This is a genomic window from Solitalea longa (assembly GCF_002920915.1).
Lineage (GTDB): Bacteria > Bacteroidota > Bacteroidia > Sphingobacteriales > Sphingobacteriaceae > Solitalea > Solitalea longa.
In genome coordinates this window covers 93,141-110,098 of sequence record NZ_PQVF01000012.1, presented here as the reverse complement: position 1 = coordinate 110,098, position 16,958 = coordinate 93,141, and the positions used below count along the sequence as shown (strand labels likewise).

Annotated in this window: 9 protein-coding genes; 6 read left to right on the top strand and 3 right to left on the bottom strand. The window is 39.3% G+C overall.

Annotated elements, in window-relative coordinates; translation table 11 throughout:
• Nucleotides 1-10 precede the first annotated feature (10 nt).
• The 4 genes from C3K47_RS16170 (at nt 11) to C3K47_RS16155 (ending at nt 3,689) form a co-directional block, all read left to right on the top strand.
• Complete coding sequence (locus C3K47_RS16170) at nt 11-622, top strand: alpha-ketoglutarate-dependent dioxygenase AlkB family protein (protein WP_103790204.1); 612 nt, start codon at nt 11-13, stop codon at nt 620-622.
• 129 nt (nt 623-751) lie between these two features.
• Nucleotides 752-1,939: a PQQ-binding-like beta-propeller repeat protein gene (locus tag C3K47_RS16165; RefSeq protein ID WP_103790203.1), complete on the top strand. Its 1,188-nt coding sequence runs from the start codon at nt 752-754 to the stop codon at nt 1,937-1,939.
• Between the two features lie 7 nt (nt 1,940-1,946).
• Complete coding sequence (locus tag C3K47_RS16160) at nt 1,947-2,699, top strand: hypothetical protein (protein WP_103790202.1); 753 nt, start codon at nt 1,947-1,949, stop codon at nt 2,697-2,699.
• A gap of 3 nt (nt 2,700-2,702) precedes the next feature.
• Nucleotides 2,703-3,689, top strand: coding sequence for an NAD(P)H-quinone oxidoreductase (locus tag C3K47_RS16155; RefSeq protein ID WP_103790201.1), 987 nt, complete (start codon nt 2,703-2,705; stop codon nt 3,687-3,689).
• On the opposite strand, the gene C3K47_RS16150 is transcribed toward C3K47_RS16155, so the two are convergent.
• Both C3K47_RS16150 and C3K47_RS16145 read right to left on the bottom strand, forming a co-directional pair.
• Complete coding sequence (locus C3K47_RS16150; RefSeq protein WP_103790200.1) at nt 3,686-4,129, bottom strand: cyclic nucleotide-binding domain-containing protein; 444 nt, start codon at nt 4,127-4,129, stop codon at nt 3,686-3,688. The genes C3K47_RS16155 and C3K47_RS16150 overlap by 4 nt on opposite strands.
• Before the next feature lie 5 nt (nt 4,130-4,134).
• On the bottom strand, nt 4,135-6,876 hold the full coding sequence (locus C3K47_RS16145) for an Npt1/Npt2 family nucleotide transporter (RefSeq protein WP_103790199.1): 2,742 nt from the start codon (nt 6,874-6,876) through the stop codon (nt 4,135-4,137).
• A 504-nt stretch (nt 6,877-7,380) separates the two neighbouring features.
• Between C3K47_RS16145 and C3K47_RS16140 the strand changes: the two genes are divergently transcribed.
• Together C3K47_RS16140 and C3K47_RS16135 are read left to right on the top strand one after the other, a co-directional pair.
• Nucleotides 7,381-14,346, top strand: a complete 6,966-nt coding sequence (locus tag C3K47_RS16140) for an MBG domain-containing protein (RefSeq protein WP_103790198.1) — start codon at nt 7,381-7,383, stop codon at nt 14,344-14,346.
• Nucleotides 14,347-14,379: 33 nt separating this feature from the next.
• The gene (locus tag C3K47_RS16135; RefSeq protein ID WP_165784719.1) at nt 14,380-16,332 is read left to right on the top strand and encodes an adenylate/guanylate cyclase domain-containing protein; all 1,953 of its coding nucleotides are present in this window, start codon (nt 14,380-14,382) and stop codon (nt 16,330-16,332) included.
• Here the strand turns inward: C3K47_RS16135 and C3K47_RS16130 are convergent.
• Entirely contained in the window at nt 16,301-16,876 is a 576-nt protein-coding gene (locus C3K47_RS16130) for an HD domain-containing protein (RefSeq protein ID WP_103790196.1), read from the bottom strand. The genes C3K47_RS16135 and C3K47_RS16130 overlap by 32 nt on opposite strands.
• Nucleotides 16,877-16,958: the final 82 nt, after the last annotated feature.

Genomic DNA, 16,958 nt, shown 5'->3' with positions numbered 1-16,958 from the left:
GAATTCGGTAATGGATTTATTTGGAAATAAAAGAACTGCTGAAGATAACCTCCTACCTTATGATGGCATAGTAAATTACTTTGGCCCCATTTTACCCCCAAATAAAGCGCATCAATATTTTCTCGATTTGTTAACAACAATAGAGTGGAAGCATGACGAGGCCATCATTTACGGAAAACATATTATCACCAAACGTAAAGCAGCCTGGTATGGCGACAAAGAGTATGAATATACCTATTCAAACACTACAAAGAAGGCCTTACCCTGGACTAAAGAACTCCTTGAACTTAAACTCCTTATCGAACGGTTATCCTTTACAAAATTCAATTCCTGCCTTTTGAATTTATATCATAACGGAGAAGAAGGAATGACCTGGCACAGCGACGATGAAAAATCACTGGGCAGAAACACCATTATTGCTTCCGTAAGTTTAGGTGCCGAACGCAAGTTTTCGTTTAAGCATAAACAAACCAAAGCAACCATTTCCCTAAACCTCGAACCCGGTAGTTTACTACTAATGAAAGGAAGCACCCAAACAAATTGGCTGCACAGTTTACCTAAGAGTAAGAAAATTATAACGCCGCGTATCAATCTTACTTTCCGCACCATTGTCGACCAGTAAATAATCTTCTACCCTTTCTCCATCTGTAACAGCTAAATTATAGAGCTATCCAACTATCTGTAACAGTTAATTTATGAAACCCTTAACTTCAAAATTATACCTTCGTTATAGACTAACTATACTTATACAATGAAAAAACAGCTTTTCTTTATTTTATTACTAATTAGCTTTCAGCTAACCTGTGCAGCTCAAACCCAGGTTTGGAAGTTTAAAACCAAAGATAAAATTGTTGGTGCAGCCACAATTTCCGAAAACAGGATCTTATTTGGCAGTCAGGATGGCTTTCTATATTCCATAGATAAATCTACGGGCAAAGAACAATGGAAGTTTAAAACACAGGGACAAATACGGTCGACACCGAAGTTTGAAAATGGTAAAGTGTTCGTTAACAGTAGCGATGGCAATATTTACGCTGTAAATGCAAATTCAGGAGAATTAGTTTGGAAGTTTAGCACAGCGGGTGAAACTCAGGTCGATTTGTGGGATTATTATCTTTCTTCACCTAAAACAATTGATAACCTGGTAATTGTTGGTTCGGGAGATCATCAGGTGTATGCCCTTGATCAACAAACCGGCGCCAAAGTTTGGTCATACAAAACGGAGGGTGTGGTTCATGCCGATCCATTGATCAACAATCAAAAGGTTTACATTGGAAGCTTTGACGGTAGTTTTTATGCATTGGATGCTAAAACAGGTACCCTAAAATGGAAATTTAAAACCATTGGCGACGCTTATTTTCCTAAAGGAGAGATTCAAAATGGAGCATCCATTGCAAACGATATGGTCTATTTCGGTTCGAGGGATTATAACCTTTATGCCATAAACCCCGAAACAGGTACAGGCATGTGGAACATGAAAGAACGCGGAAGTTGGGTTATTGCCACTCCTGCTCAATCGAATAAACTAACTTACTTTGGGACTTCCGATACCCATTCTTTCTATTGCCTGGACGCCTATTCAAGTGATGTTAAATGGAAGATGTCTTTGAATGAACGCATTTATGGTCAAGCAGCTTTTTATGAAAACCTGGTACTTTTCGGCTGTTTCAATGGTAAGCTATATGCTGTGGATAAATTAAGTGGTAAAACATTTTGGGAGTTTCAAACTGAGGCCAGCAAACAAAACTGGAGCGTGGTTTACGACGAAAAGGGCCATTTTCAACCCACCTACCAATACTACGGAAATGATATGTCTATCACCCTAAAAGGAGAAAAACAAATAATGGACTTAGGCAGTATAATGGGATCTCTAATAGTTGAACAAAATATTGTTTACTTTGGAAGCGCAGATGGCTATTTTTACGCCGTAAGAATTTAATTTTAATATGAGAAAGTGCCTGTTACTGACTATCCTTTTTATTTCGTCATTAAACGTTTTTGCCGATTGTACCAAGAATGAATTATCATTTTGGCCTAAACAACATTCTATTAATACCAACAGCATTGTTTTAATTACCGCTACAGGCAACAAAATTGGAGTACTTAATGAACTCAATCACTCGTATGTTATTTACCTAAAATCGGGAAACGAGGTGGTGAAACTGAATGCAAAGGAAACCTTTACAGGCGATTTAGCGATGAAGCAGTCGTTATTTACACTGGAGCGCAACCTCAGCCCCGGAAAAACCTACGAGCTTAAAATTGATATTAATCCTAAGATCAAGGACCCGAATACGATCAAAAAATTAAAACTAGATAAAAAGGTAATTCTGCCGAAGTGGATAGTACGTTCAATACCGGATACCATTGCCCCTGTATGGCAAGCAAAACCACAGGTTCTTGAACGCACCACCATTCAATTGGCTAAAGGACAATCGTCTTTGGTAAGGTTAAGTGCCGACATTGAGGAATCATCGGAGTATTTGTATAAAACAACGTTGACAAACAGTAAAACCGGCAAATCAACTGTATTTTATCTTTTACCTATCAACCACCAGATCCGTATTGGCCATAATGAATGTTATGGTGAGTTTGTATTTGGTGAGATGGATGATTGTGAAGCTACATTTACCCTGGTTGACGAATCAGGCAATGAAACGATTTGGAACGAAGAAGCCATAAAACTGATAAAACCCTGATCTATGAGAGCTGTGGTCATTACCCAACCCGGAGGGCCTGACGTTTTACAAATTCAGGAACGTCCAACACCATCAATTAAAGCTGATGAGGTATTGGTAAAGGTAATGGCTGCCGGAATAAACCGGCCCGATGTGGCCCAACGTTCAGGAAGATACCCTGCTCCTGCCGGAGCACCTCCCGACATACCCGGTCTGGAACTGGCCGGAACCATAATGCAATTAGGTGCAAATGTTAACAACCTTAAAACAGGTGATAACATTTGCGCCCTGGTTGCAGGCGGCGCTTACGCTGAGTATTGTGCCGTACCTGCTGAACTTTGCCTGCCAATTCCACAGGGCTTATCAATGGCCGAAGCAGCCTCCATACCCGAAACGTTTTTTACTGTTTGGAGCAATGTTTTTGACCGTGGAGGATTAAAAAAAACGGAAAGCTTATTGGTGCATGGTGGTAGTAGCGGAATTGGGACTGCAGCCATACAAATGGCGAAGGCTATGGGAAACACTGTTTACGCAACAGCCGGAAGTACAGAAAAATGCAATTACAGTGAAGATCTCGGAGCCGACAAATGCATTAATTATAAAACCGAAGACTTTGAAAAAGCCGTACTAGAGTTAACCGAAGGGAAAGGTGTGAATGTGATCTTGGATATGGTTGGCGGCGAATACATAGGCAAAAACATCAATACACTTGCCGATGATGGCCGACTGGTATTTATCAACGCCATGAAAGGTTTTAAGACAGAGGTAGATTTCCTGAAAGTGATGCAAAAACGATTATTGATCACCGGAAGTACACTTCGTCCCCGCCCTAATGCGTTTAAATCCGAAATTGCCCACAATCTTAAAAAACATATCTGGCCTCTGCTCGAAAACGGAGCTATTAAACCGGTAATCTACAAAACATTTACTTTGGAAAATGCTGCTGAGGCTCATGCGCTGATGGAAAGCAGTACTCACATGGGGAAAATTGTTTTAATTACAGAAAGCTAACTACCCATTACTTTTTTCATTTCAACCGTAACTCGGTCTTGTTCCCTTAAGCGTTTACAAAGTGTACGCATAATGCCCTTTAAAATATCGGTGTTCGTGGCAATAACATCATAAAAGTCTTCTTGTTCAATTTTTAGCAAAACACAGTCGGTTAAAGTAGTTACACTTGCCGAGCGCGACTCGGTATCGAGCAGAGAAAGTTCTCCGAATATTTCATTTTCTGCCAGTGTAACGATCTCATGTCTCTCATCATGTATCAATACTTTTCCGGAGTAAATAAAATACATACAATTTCCTTTGTCGCCTTTACTGAAGATCAAAACGTTTTTATCAAAAGAACATTCTTTACAGATGGAAGCAATTTCTACCAGGTCGGTTTCTCGGCTATTTTTAAAAATTTCAGAATTCTTTAGAAGTAGTACTTTTTCAATGATCAGCATGAAAATTAAGTTAGAGCGTTTAAAACATATGCAGTGGTCTCCTTCATCACATAAGACTGTCGGGATACCACAGGGCTTACAGCAAGTTTTTGAATAAAACCATAATCTTTATTTTGCCATGAACTGTAAATGCAAACCGATTTTGTCCATGGATTAAACTCATCAGCTTGAGTAAACACTATCTTATCGAACATGGCATCAATATCCTGAGCTTTATAAGCTTTTCGGGTATCATTTGGATCGATCACATGGTCGAACAACACGTTTAACTCTTTCGTGATTCGTTGCGGCAAAACTATTTCCAAAATTTCTATTGCATTATAAAGTTTCGAATTATCACCCACTTCAATCAATTCTAAAATTCGATTTATCTCGCCCTTTTCATATAGTAAACAGCAAATCCGAAGAGCTGTTTCCAAGTCACTCTGAATTTCGCTGTGCAATGAATTTCGAACTAAAAAATGATTTTTTAAAGATTGAATTGAATAAAAATACTCCAGCTTATTCCTGGCATTCTGAAAGCAAGTCTCAAGCAAATGGTTCATTAAACTAGTTTCTTTTCCTGTAAGCGGCTTGTATTCTTTTTTCCACAGCGAATAAACGATTTTATAAATATCTTCGGTAGAGGACTGGATTGAGGCAATCAAATAGCCCGTGGAATGGCTTCCTTTCATTTTTCCGGCCAGGCGAATCAATTCAGTTGAATAATCATCGGTGATTTCCGGATCAACATCAACGAAAAGCTCATCTCCGTACTGTAATAATCCCTGCAAGGCAATGTATTTTTCGGAGGGACGGTTAAGCATATTCAAAATTTCCGGCAGTGTTTTTTGCATCTTCAGTTTGCAAGCCGCCACTATGGCCGAGCGTTTTACCGTGGCATCCTCGTCATCTATCAATTGCTCTATGGCGGCAGTAAAGCGCACGTTCTTTAACTCACTGATAATTTTTACTGCTAACTCCCTCTCTTCCGGAACTTCCGATTGTATTAGGTTATTCAATTCATTACCGGCAATGATCAAGTGATTAAACTCTTCCTGGTTCAACAAATTTATGATCACAACTTTACGGATCGGATACTCCAGATGACTGATATTTTTAGCCATTTCGTGCAGGTATTCCGGGTCATGCCTGCAAATTATAGAAGTTAATTTCTGCTTTATTTCCAAATCAGGCTCTTGGGTGATCAATCGCTTTAACAAACTAATGTCGACAGCATTGCTCCTTTTCAACTCTGACAAAACATATAATTTTATATCCGGGTCATTACCCAGTAATTGCTGGTGCAAAAGGTTATTAATTTCGGGGTGATTGGCATTACCCAATAATTTAAGCGCATAAATAACTTCCGACTTAGAGCCATTGTAAATCTTGTCGAGTAAAATATCTATTGATTTTTTATCATTCAGGTAAACATCTTCGCTACTGAAAAACCCTTTCTTTATTGATTGATGTAAGGTATTTAGATAAGCTTTTTTTACATACAGAATTACAACGGCCCATACTACCAGGTTCAACAAAACAATTTTAATGGTAAGCAAAATGGTTACATCCACCCCTATCTTGTCCAAAAAAATCAGCGAAAGGCCAACGATCATTAATGAAGGTGGCAACATATAGCCTTTGGAAATAAGATGACCATGCAAGCGAAGTTTTTCTTTCAGGGGTTGAAATAGAATAAAGAAAACCGGTTCCTGCATGGTTGAACGTAGTACTTCCGTAAGCAGCACCATTGCCCCAAAAACATACAACATATATTGCGATTGCTGGTTCAATGCAAAAAATATCATACTGAAGGTCAACAATATTAACGGGGTAGCGAACAACCCCTTGATTATACCCCAGCGCTCTATTACCCGACTGGTGATCAAAAGTTTTAGCGCCAAAGCAATAAAGCGACCTACAGCAAAAAATGTTGCCACAAAAGCTGCAAGCGTGGCCACATCCTCATATTTCATTTTCACCTGCGAAAGAAATGTGAAGTCGATAATATTGAATACGTTATAGCTAAGAATTGTTAAAATGGAGATGCTGAAAATCAGTTCATTCTTAAAAATAACGCTCATCAATCCCTTCTTTTGAACCGAAGTTTCGTGCTTATGGTGGACATGCGGGAGGCTCTCATGCGATTGCTCATTAATGGCATCCCAGTTTCTTTCCTTTACCGCTTTATTAAAAAACCAAAGACCTGCCAGCATGGCAATAACCGAAAACCAAAGCAAATGTGTAAGGCCAAACAATGGAATAAGTAAAGGAGCCGAAAGGTATCCGATAAGCTTTGCCGGAATATCACCAGCACCAATAATTGAAAACACCCTCTTACTTTCCCTAATGTTGAATAACTGTGAAACCAATCCCCAATAAGTATAACCGTTCAGCATATAAAACAATACGGACCATACCATTAAAGCAAAAACAAAGCTATTTTTAAAACCTAAGGACAAACCCAGCCAAAGACTTACCAAAATCACAATTGAAAATACCACAATGTATTTCAACAAATTCAATGGCGACAATCGATGCTCAAGTTTTTCATAAACAATATTTAACAGCAGCAATAAAACCGCCATGGTTAAATAGGCATAAGGCAGTAAATGAATGGAAAGTGTTTTAAGAAATAATGTGTAGGCAATTATATTAACGTATGAGACGGCTATCCCGATGAATATTTGCACTCTAAGCAAATCAAAAACATATGCCGATTCAGAAACCTTAATATTGAGGGCGCTTAATACCTTGTTTTTCATATAATTAAATATACAAAACAGGGCTGATAAAAATTATCATTGAAAAGCACTCCAACCAAATTTTAATTGCGACTGATTTTTCAGAAAAAAACTATCAAACACCTCAAACTGTAACTTAAATCCTTTTTATTTTAAGCTAAAAAAGTTTATTTATCTATTATTTAAATGATTTAGTCCGAATAAAGAGCTACAATAGAAGATATTTTACAATTAAAACACAGAATCTACTCACCATTTTCTTAACATTTTATAAAATATAGTAGAATTATTGATTTGAAGAAAAACATGTTCCGCCATCTAAAAAATAAAAAAAATGCCTAAATTAAATTTATTGTAAAAAGAGCCTTTCCGCGATCCATCCTTCCGTCATTAATCGATAGTTTAAAATTAGCCAGCTTGCCTTGGAATAAATAGCACTTCACGTCCCTTTTGCTTTTACTGGCTTAAGTTTCCATTGTTTTTTTTAAACACACCCCCTATGGGTATCTATAAAACCGTTGTCACATGAGAATATCTACCGGCAAAAAGTCCTGTTTGGAGCCAGCCCGTTTTTGCGTGCATTTATTGCTTTCCACCCCCTTCCTGTTCATCATTTTACTAATTCCTGCATTTTCCAATGGTCAAAACTTAAGTATTAACGACTTTGTATTATTCGGAGGAAATCCTCAGATAAAGTCATATGCCGAGAAACCTTCGGTTATTTTAGACAATGGATCGGGGGTTTACGGAGGTTCAGTGGGCAGTACAAATCTTATTAAAACCCTGGGTGGAGTTAAGTTTACATGCAACCTTTATTCTGGCGGAACAATTTACCTGGCAAAAGGGAACATTGTTTATGGCACCATTACGGCCACAAATTCTTCAGGCGCTTCAGGTATTATTTTGAAAACGGCTTCTGATCAATATTTAAAAACGAATATTGATGTAAATGGATCGGTTAATATTGGCGGCGGCAACGTTTTAGGTAAGGTTACCCTGCCCAAAGGTAGCACATATACCGGGCCACCGCCCGCTGGTGGAAAGCTATTTGGCACTCCTTCAAAACCACTTCCCCCTCAACTTCCTGCAATCACTTATTTCCCCAATGCCGGTACTGAAAAGATCACTTCGAGTCAAACCATAAAACCTGGCTGTTATGGGGTTATGGAACTTGGCGGCGGACAAACTATTACTTTTCGAGGGGCCGGCGTTTATGTTTTCAGTTCGATTAAAAACTCAGGAGCTCTACCTAATAAATTCATTTTCGATTTAAAAAACGACCCTAATGGTACCATTAAAATTTATGTGCACGATGATATTGACTTGAACATTACACAGGTTGATTTTATAAACGGGTGCAACGCCTCAAAGATATATACCGAAACACACGGTAAAGGCAGCAGTTGCAAATTGGGTGATTATGCCTTTACGATGAACAATTATTCTTCAGCCGGCCGTTGTTCTGAATGGTTTGGAACCGTATGGGCTCCATTTTCGGGCATTAATATTGGTAGCAGCAGCGGAAATTCAACCATTACAGGTGCTCTTTGGAGTGGTACAAAAATCAATATTCAGTGTGGTGTTAAAATAATATATGCCCCATTCAGCGAGTGCAGCAAACCTGTGGTTAATGCCGGCAATGATGTTACCTTCACTTGTCCTCAAACCCAAGTAACCCTTAGCGGTTCGTGTTCAACCCCTGATGTAAAGTTTTTATGGACTGCCATTGAGGGTGGAAATATACTTTCGGGAGCAGATACTAAATCTCCGGTTGTAAATAAAAAAGGCAAATATGTATTAACTGTTACAAGTCCCAAAGGTGGTTGCACCGCAAGCGACACGGTTACGGTAAACTACACTCCATGTATTTTGCCTTATTATCCACCTCCTGAAAACGGCAAGGAAAATGAGCTTATAGGCGCTGAATTGGCAGCTTTAGCAGAAAAAGGAGACAGCATCAGTGATCCGCAGCAAAATATATTTATCCTTAACAGCGACAGCGTTTGGGTGGAAGTTATAGTAAATGAAGGCCGATTCCAAGAAACCCTGGCTTTGTTAACATCCGCTGAATTCGGGCTTACAAACATTATTAACAATGGTAACTCACAATTCATCATTTCGGGTAAACTACCCATTAAAAATCTCGAAAAGTTAAATGAGAGGGATGACCTAATAAACTATTGCCGGCCTTTATTTCCGGCTATTTCAGGTGCTGGTATTGCCCAAACTCAAGGCGACAGGGCACAGGGAAGTGATTTTTTAAGAAACGGATACGATCTGGATGGGGACAGTATTAAAGTTGGCGTTTTATCAGACAGTTATAATACCTTACCCGGAAATCCGGCTGCAGTGGATGTGTCCAATGGTGATTTACCTGGCCTGACCAACCCTGATTATACCGAACCGGTAGAAGTTTTTGCCGAATACCCTTTTGGCCGAAGAGCTGATGAAGGCAGGGCCATGCTGCAAATTATTCACGATATAGCTCCGAAAGCTAAACTAGCGTTCAGAACCGGTTTTGTAAGCCCCGGAGATTTAGCACAAGGCATCCGTCAATTGCAGCAAGCCAACTGCGATGTGATGGTGGATGATGTAACCTTTATAACCGAGCCTTTTTTTCAGGATGGAGTGGTTGCTCAGGCAGTAAATGAGGTTAGCGCTCAAGGGGTGGCTTATTTCACTTCCGCAGGAAACTTTGCTAATAAGTCCTATCAAAGTACATTTAACCCAACAACTCCTCCAGCAGGAATTGTTGGCACTGCACATAACTTTGGAGGAGGTGATGTTCTTCAGAACATATCGCTGCAACCCGGAACCTATACGATTGTTCTGCAATGGCAGGACCCTATTTATTCGCTAGGACAAACGGCCACAGGAACAGTAAATGACCTGGATATTTATCTGACCGACGATGCAGGATCGGCTTTGTTTGGTTTTAACCGCAACAATTTAGGAGGAGATCCTATTGAAATATTGCCATTTACGGTAACTCAGGCTACCTCCACCAATATTTTAATTACAAGAGCTGCAGGTTCAGGAAATGTAGATTTGAAATATATAATTTTCAGAGGCGATGCTACCATAAATGAATACAACACTGGAACTTCAACGATAATTGGACAGGCAAATGCGACCGGAGCCTTTACAATCGGAGCGGTTCGATATAACCGCACTCCATTGGCAGGTGTAAACCCTCCTGAAATTGAAAGCTTCTCGTCCGTTGGAGGCCCTGTTAATATTAATGGGATCCCTAGGAACAAGCCTGACTTTACGGCACCTGATGGAATAAATACTTCTGTAAACCTTGGTTCATTAGATTATGAAGGCGATGGGTTATTCAATTTCTTTGGGACCTCTGCCGCTGCGCCACATGCCGCCGCCGTTGCAGCCTTGATCAAACAGGCCAGAAAGCGATACTATAATCAAAACTACAGCAATACCGATTTACGGTCGCTCTTAACAAGCACTGCTGTTGATATGAACACTCCTGGATTTGATTATATAAGTGGAAATGGCTTTATACGTGCCGATGCAGCTATCCAATCGTTTGCGGCAGCCAAGCCTTCTTTGATCAGATTAATTGTACCTGAAAATGTAACCCCGGGTGCCGAAGACTTTACCTTAACCTTAAGGGCCAAGTTCATCAGTCCGGATACTAAGGTGCTTTTCAGGGAAGATACCCTTTCTACAACGGTAGTAAACGACAGCACTGCAACAGCCAGTATTCCCAGCTTTACAGGAAACCCTTCTATCAGGGCATTCACCCCATCAAAAGCTCCCAGCGGTTTAGACGGAGGGGTTTCAAATTCAATTACCTTCTTCGAAATTGCAAAGAAAACCATTGAAATAACTGCCGATAATAAAACGATAAAATATGGTGAACGCCTTCCTGAGTTTACTTCAACAATTAAAGTGAATGGAGTAGCCTTAGACAGTACCGAACTGACTTTAGCAGATATCGGTTTAGACAGTATTACTTATCTGACACCTGCCACCAGTTATAGCAATGTAAACAATTACATCATCAGACCGACTCATATTTTCGATCCCGAAAACTCTGTTGATGCTGGTTTTACAGAACTGTATAACTATACTTTTAACAACGGCTTTATTTCAATTGCAAAAATGCCATTGGTGATAACCCCGAGAGATACTACCCTAACCTATGGTGAAAAGGTTGGAGATATACATTTCAATTATCAGTTCGACCCTTCAGTTGTTTTGGATGATCCTTCGGCATTACTCGATACCGTTTTTAATTACCATAACAACCAGCTGGCGAATGATTACATCGGACTTGTAAACGGCAGAGCCGTTTCAATTGTAAACGGAAGGGCCATTCCAATTGTAAACGGACAAGAAGTTAGCATTGAAAATGGAAGGGCTATTACGATTGTAAATGGAGAATCGTTTCCAATTGTGAATAAACAAGCTATTAGCATTGTAAATGGCAGAGCGGTTTCTATTGTTAACAATTTGACCGACACCCAACTTAACAACATTAGTTTTTTGGCCACCGAAAAAACGCTTGAAGGAGCTCGTCAGGTTACTAATCAAAAAGTTATAAATGGCGCTGTTGTGAATCAAACCAGCAATATCATTGACATTACCCAAGAATCAGTTTTGGATTTCAATATTAATTCGGCACAAACCTCAATGCTTAATTCCATTACCGGTGTAAGTCCAAAAGGTTTGGTTGATATTGAATCTTATACTAATAAACAAGCAGTAACCATAGTCAATGGGCGGGCTATTTCAATTGTAAATGGTTTGGAAATTTCGGAAGTGAATGGAAGAGCTGTTAGTATAGTGAATGGAAGAGCTGTTACCATTGTAAACGGACGAGCAATACCAATAGTAAACAGTGAGAACAAAACAGCTATAATTATTGATGAACAAGAAATTGGTCTGGGATTAAATAGTGAATTAAAAGCACTGAATATGATCACGGGCTTAAATAACGGATTGAACTATATTATTCCGGGCGCTTTGCGAAATGACAACTTTGATATTTCATATGGCTTAGGAAATCTTACCATTTTACCGGCAGCTTTAAGCATTACAGCTCGCGACACCAGTAAATTATATGGTCAGGCACTTTCATTAGATTCTACGGCCTTTTCAATAAGCGATGGCGTATTAATGTTTGATGATTCGATAAAAACGGTAACCTTAAGCAGTGCTGGAACAAGTGCTATTGCTTCTGCAGGACAATATCCTATAATACCAAGTGCGGCCATTGGAGGGGAGAATACGGTACTCTCCAATTATAACATTGCCTATATAAATGGCGAACTTACTGTTGGCAAAGCTACGCTGGTGGTAAAAGCAAATGATGCCAGCAAAGTATATGGTCAGCCAAATCCTATCTTTTCTGCAGCATTTAATGGCCTTTTAAACGGTCAAACTTTTGAAACCAGTGGAATCACAGGATCACCTGCATTTTCAACATCAGCAACACAATTTAGCAATGTTGGTCTATATCCAATTTTAGTTTCAGTCGGAACACTGTCTTCTGAAAATTATGAGTTTAACTTTACCGATAGCGATGGGGAATTAACCATCACAAAAGCTCAATTGGCTGTAAAAGCAAATGATGCCAGCAAAGTGTACGGCGAGCCAAATCCTATCTTTTCTGCAGCATTTAATGGTCTTTTAAACGGACAAACTTTTGAAACCAGCGGAATCACAGGATCACCGGCATTTTCAACTCCGGCAACACAGTTTAGCAATGCTGGAATTTATCCTATTTCAGTTTCAGCAGGAACACTGTCTTCTGAAAATTATGAGTTTAACTTTACCGATAGCGATGGGGAATTAACCATCACAAAAGCTCAATTGGCTGTAAAAGCAAATGATGCCAGCAAAGTATATGGCGAGCCAAATCCTATCTTTTCTGCAGCATTTAATGGTCTTTTAAACGGACAAACTTTTGAAACCAGCGGAATCACAGGATCACCGGCGTTTTCAACTCCGGCAACACAGTTTAGCAATGCTGGAATTTATCCTATTTCAGTTTCAGCAGGAACACTGTCTTCTGAGAATTATAAGTTTAACTTTACCGATAGCGATGGAGAATTAACTATCACAAAAGCTCCATTGGCGGTAAAAGCAAATGATGCCAGCAAAGTATATGGCCAACCAAATCCAACCTTTTCTGCAACATTTAATGGTCTTTTAAACGGACAAACTTTTGAAACCAGTGGAATCACAGGAACACCTGCATTTTCAACATCTGCTACGCAGTTTAGCAACGCTGGCTTATATCCGATTTTAGTTTCGGCAGGAACATTGTCTTCTGAGAATTATGAGTTTGATTTTACCGATAGCAATGGGGAATTAACTATCTCAAAAGCGCTATTGGTCGTAAAAGCTAACAACGCCAGCAAAGAGTTTGGTGATCCTAATCCTCCGTTTACAGTCGGGTTTAAAGGATTTTTAAACGGACAAACTTTTGAAACAAGCGGTATTACCGGAACACCTGCATTTTCAACCTCGGCTACACAGTTTAGTAACGTTGGAGTTTATCCTATTTCAGTATCCATTGGAACACTTTCCTCATCCAATTACGACTTCGACTTTAGTAATTGTAATGCAGAGTTGCGCATAAGAAAGGCCCCTCTGAATATTATCGCTGATGATAAAGTGATTAATCAAGGTGACACTCTACCTCAATTTACTGCCCGGTTTATCACTTTAAAAGCAGGAGAAACTCCAACATTAACATTTAATGTAAGTCCGCATTACAAAGGAAAAGTTGGCGATTATGACATCGTTCCCTCTGCGTGCAGGTTCCCAAATGCTTCAAACTATACAATCACGTATACCAACGGCACCTTGCATGTTAATCCCGACTGTAGGTACACCAAAAAATTACGAATCTATCTCGATTGCGTAGAAGAGAACTCGAGTGTATCGGGCTATAAATATATTGCCCATTTCAAATGCGAGAACCCGAACTCGTCTTCGGTTTACATTGAAAAAGGTGATGACAACCATATTACCTCTGCAGGTAAATATGACGATAGTTTGTTACCTCAGTATTTTCAATCAGGTACAACCACTTTCGATATTCCCTTTGATGGTCTAAGCTTACGCTGGGAAATAAACACCATTGAAAGCAATAAGAAAACTGCCATTGCCGGTACAGCAAGTTCAACTTCTACCCGTTGTCATAAAGCGGCATCATCAGCCTCCAATCAGAATAATAATGGAAGCTTTGGTTATAGTAATGATGTAGATCTGAAAGCAAGTCTTTCTGTTTACCCTAATCCGGCTAAAACATTGGTAACCTTTAAATGGGAGAATGATAAGCTGAACACGAAAACCTGCCTGCTATACGATATATATGGTCAGTTTTACCAGGTAAGGATCACTAAACAAAACGACGATTCATTTGAAATAGACATGACCGGTTTACGCGAAGGCCTGTATTATTTACGGGTGAGCGGCCAAAACGGTTATAAATTTGGAAGAATTATTAAGGAGTAAAGCCTGATGCAAATAGCCTGGAGAATTTTCATATTGTTACTACTGCTACCGAATTATGGCCTTTGTCAATCGGATGAAAAAAAACCGACAAACGCAGCCGATACCCTATTGGTTAATGACTATTTAAAACAAAGTAAAGAACGACTAGCCGATGAACCTGAAAAGGCCATTAAGCTTGCCCAAAAAGCTGTTGAACTGGCAGAGAAATCGAATTTTGCAAAAGGAAAAGCCTATGCCTTAAAAAACATCGGAATTGCCTATTATTTTCAGGGGAAATATGTAGAAGCCCTGGGCAATTATCATCAATCGCTGAGCATTTTTAAAGAGCATAAAGACAATGTGGGCATTGCCAATTTATACAACAATATCGGTGTTATTTATTATGATCAGGGAGATGATGCAGAGGCGCTCGACAATTACCTCCAGTCGTTGAAATACTCCGAACTTTCAGGTGATAAACTCCGTATTCTTTCGGCTTTAAACAATGTGGGGGCAGTGTATTATAACAAGGTGGCCACATATGATAAAGCGTTGGATTACTACCATCGAGCGCTTCCTTTATGTGAAGAACTAAAGCGAACAGACGAGTTGGGTGCTATTTGCGTAAACATAGGTTCGATTTACTTTGATAAAAATGACGATGCAAAAGCACTGCTGTATTATAACAGGGCATTAAAGGCTTATGGAAATTCTGAAGGCAGTTTAAATGCATACAATGCAATGGGAAGGCTTTATAAACGCGAAAAGAAATATGATCTCGCACTTGAAAACCATCAGAATGCCTTAACATTAGCTCAAAATCTGGAAAATAAACTGGCCACCATACAATCTTTGCTGGGTGTGGGAAATGTTTATGCAGACAAAGGTGATTATAAAACCGCTCTCTTTTATTTCAACAAAGCTAAAACAGATGCTATAGCCATACAGGCCCGACATCAGATGGAAGAACTTTACGAAGTTCTTTCGCGCGTTTACGCCAAAACCGGCGACTATCAAAAGGCATTTGAATATCAATCACTTTTTTCAAACGTTAAGGATTCGATCTATAATGCCGAAACGGATAAAAAGTTAGGACAACTTCAATTTGATTTCGACTTACAGAAAAAGCAAGGTGAGATTAACCTGTTGACCAAAGACAAAGCCTTGCAACAACTCGATTTACAACGACAAAAACTAGCCAAAAACTCACTGATCGCTTTTTTAGGATTGTTAAGCATTCTCGGCTTGTTGCTTTATAGAGATTATCGAAATAAAGTAAGGGTCAATAAACTGCTTGATCAGCAAAATGCCGAAATCGAACGATTATTATCGAACATTCTGCCAACTGAAGTGGCTAAAGAACTGCAGCAAAAGGGTCAGGCTACTCCACGATTTTATGAAAACGTTTCGGTGCTGTTTACCGATTTCAAAAGCTTCACTGCCATAGCTGAAACACTTTCACCCCAGGAAGTTGTAGCACAGCTGAGCGAATGCTTTACCGTTTTTGACAATATAATGGAACGAAACAACCTGGAAAAAATTAAGACCATTGGTGATTCGTATATGTGTGCCGGAGGAATTCCGACAGAAGATAGTACACATGCCCTGAATATTGTAAATGCGGCTTTTGAAATTCTTGACTTTATGAAAGGCGTAAATCAAAAGAAAATAGAAAGTGGTGAGCAGCCATGGGAATTGCGTATTGGAATTCACTCAGGCCCTTTGGTTGCCGGGGTGGTAGGCAGAAAAAAATATGCTTATGACATTTGGGGCAGTACGGTAAATATTGCCAGTCGTATGGAGAGTAATGGTATGCCTGGACAAATAAATATATCGGCGGCGCATTACAACCTGGTAAAGCACAAATATGAATGTGAGTACCGCGGTAAAATTTATGCGAAAAATGCAGGAGAGATAGATATGTATTTTGTAAGGCCGAATAGCATTGCTGTTAACAATTTGTCAAAACCTGATATTACTGTAATTGATGCAGATGACGCTGTTTAACAGGTTCGCGAAGTTGTTGTGATGCTTGGGTATGATAATGATGGTTTAAAAGGAATTTCAATTGCAGGGCTTCCCATTCATCATCGGACTTAACGATTGAATAATGAAGAAATTCCTGCCTTAAGGTATCTCCTATTTTATAAAAGTCATCACGACCTAAATAGTCGAGATCGGCATCGCAAATTATTCTTTCCATGAGATTATCAGGAGCCTGAGGAATTTTTGTTGCCATGATCAACTGTATAATCTGTTCTTTGTCTTCATCACTGAAACCATATCGGTTGGCCTCACTTAAAAAAATCATGCAGCTATGTGTCTCATGATCGGCATAGGTTTCAAGAAAGCCAGAATCATGATATAAGGCTGCAACTTTCAATAAATGTAACTGATGTGCATTGGTAACACCTTCTGCTTTGGCAATACGAATACTCTGTTCCAGTACGTCAAATGTATGTTCCTTGCAGTGGTAAGTAAGATGTTTATCAAGGTTGTCGAGTTTTTTACAAACCTGAGCTTTCATTTGCTCAAAAATCTGATCATACATAGTTAGTTGAGAAGATTACATACAATTTATTGATTTTTTTGGATAAACACGCTGTTTTAACCTTATTACTTTGTTGGTTTTC

What these genes read in the sequence shown, in the direction of transcription:
- C3K47_RS16170 (WP_103790204.1), top strand. Translation starts at nt 11, where the DNA reads ATGGATTTATTTGGAAATAAAAGAACTGCTGAAGATAACCTCCTACCT.
- C3K47_RS16165 (WP_103790203.1), top strand. Translation starts at nt 752, where the DNA reads ATGAAAAAACAGCTTTTCTTTATTTTATTACTAATTAGCTTTCAGCTA.
- C3K47_RS16160 (WP_103790202.1), top strand. Translation starts at nt 1,947, where the DNA reads ATGAGAAAGTGCCTGTTACTGACTATCCTTTTTATTTCGTCATTAAAC.
- C3K47_RS16155 (WP_103790201.1), top strand. Translation starts at nt 2,703, where the DNA reads ATGAGAGCTGTGGTCATTACCCAACCCGGAGGGCCTGACGTTTTACAA.
- C3K47_RS16150 (WP_103790200.1), bottom strand. Translation starts at nt 4,129, where the DNA reads ATGCTGATCATTGAAAAAGTACTACTTCTAAAGAATTCTGAAATTTTT.
- C3K47_RS16145 (WP_103790199.1), bottom strand. Translation starts at nt 6,876, where the DNA reads ATGAAAAACAAGGTATTAAGCGCCCTCAATATTAAGGTTTCTGAATCG.
- C3K47_RS16140 (WP_103790198.1), top strand. Translation starts at nt 7,381, where the DNA reads ATGAGAATATCTACCGGCAAAAAGTCCTGTTTGGAGCCAGCCCGTTTT.
- C3K47_RS16130 (WP_103790196.1), bottom strand. Translation starts at nt 16,876, where the DNA reads ATGTATGATCAGATTTTTGAGCAAATGAAAGCTCAGGTTTGTAAAAAA.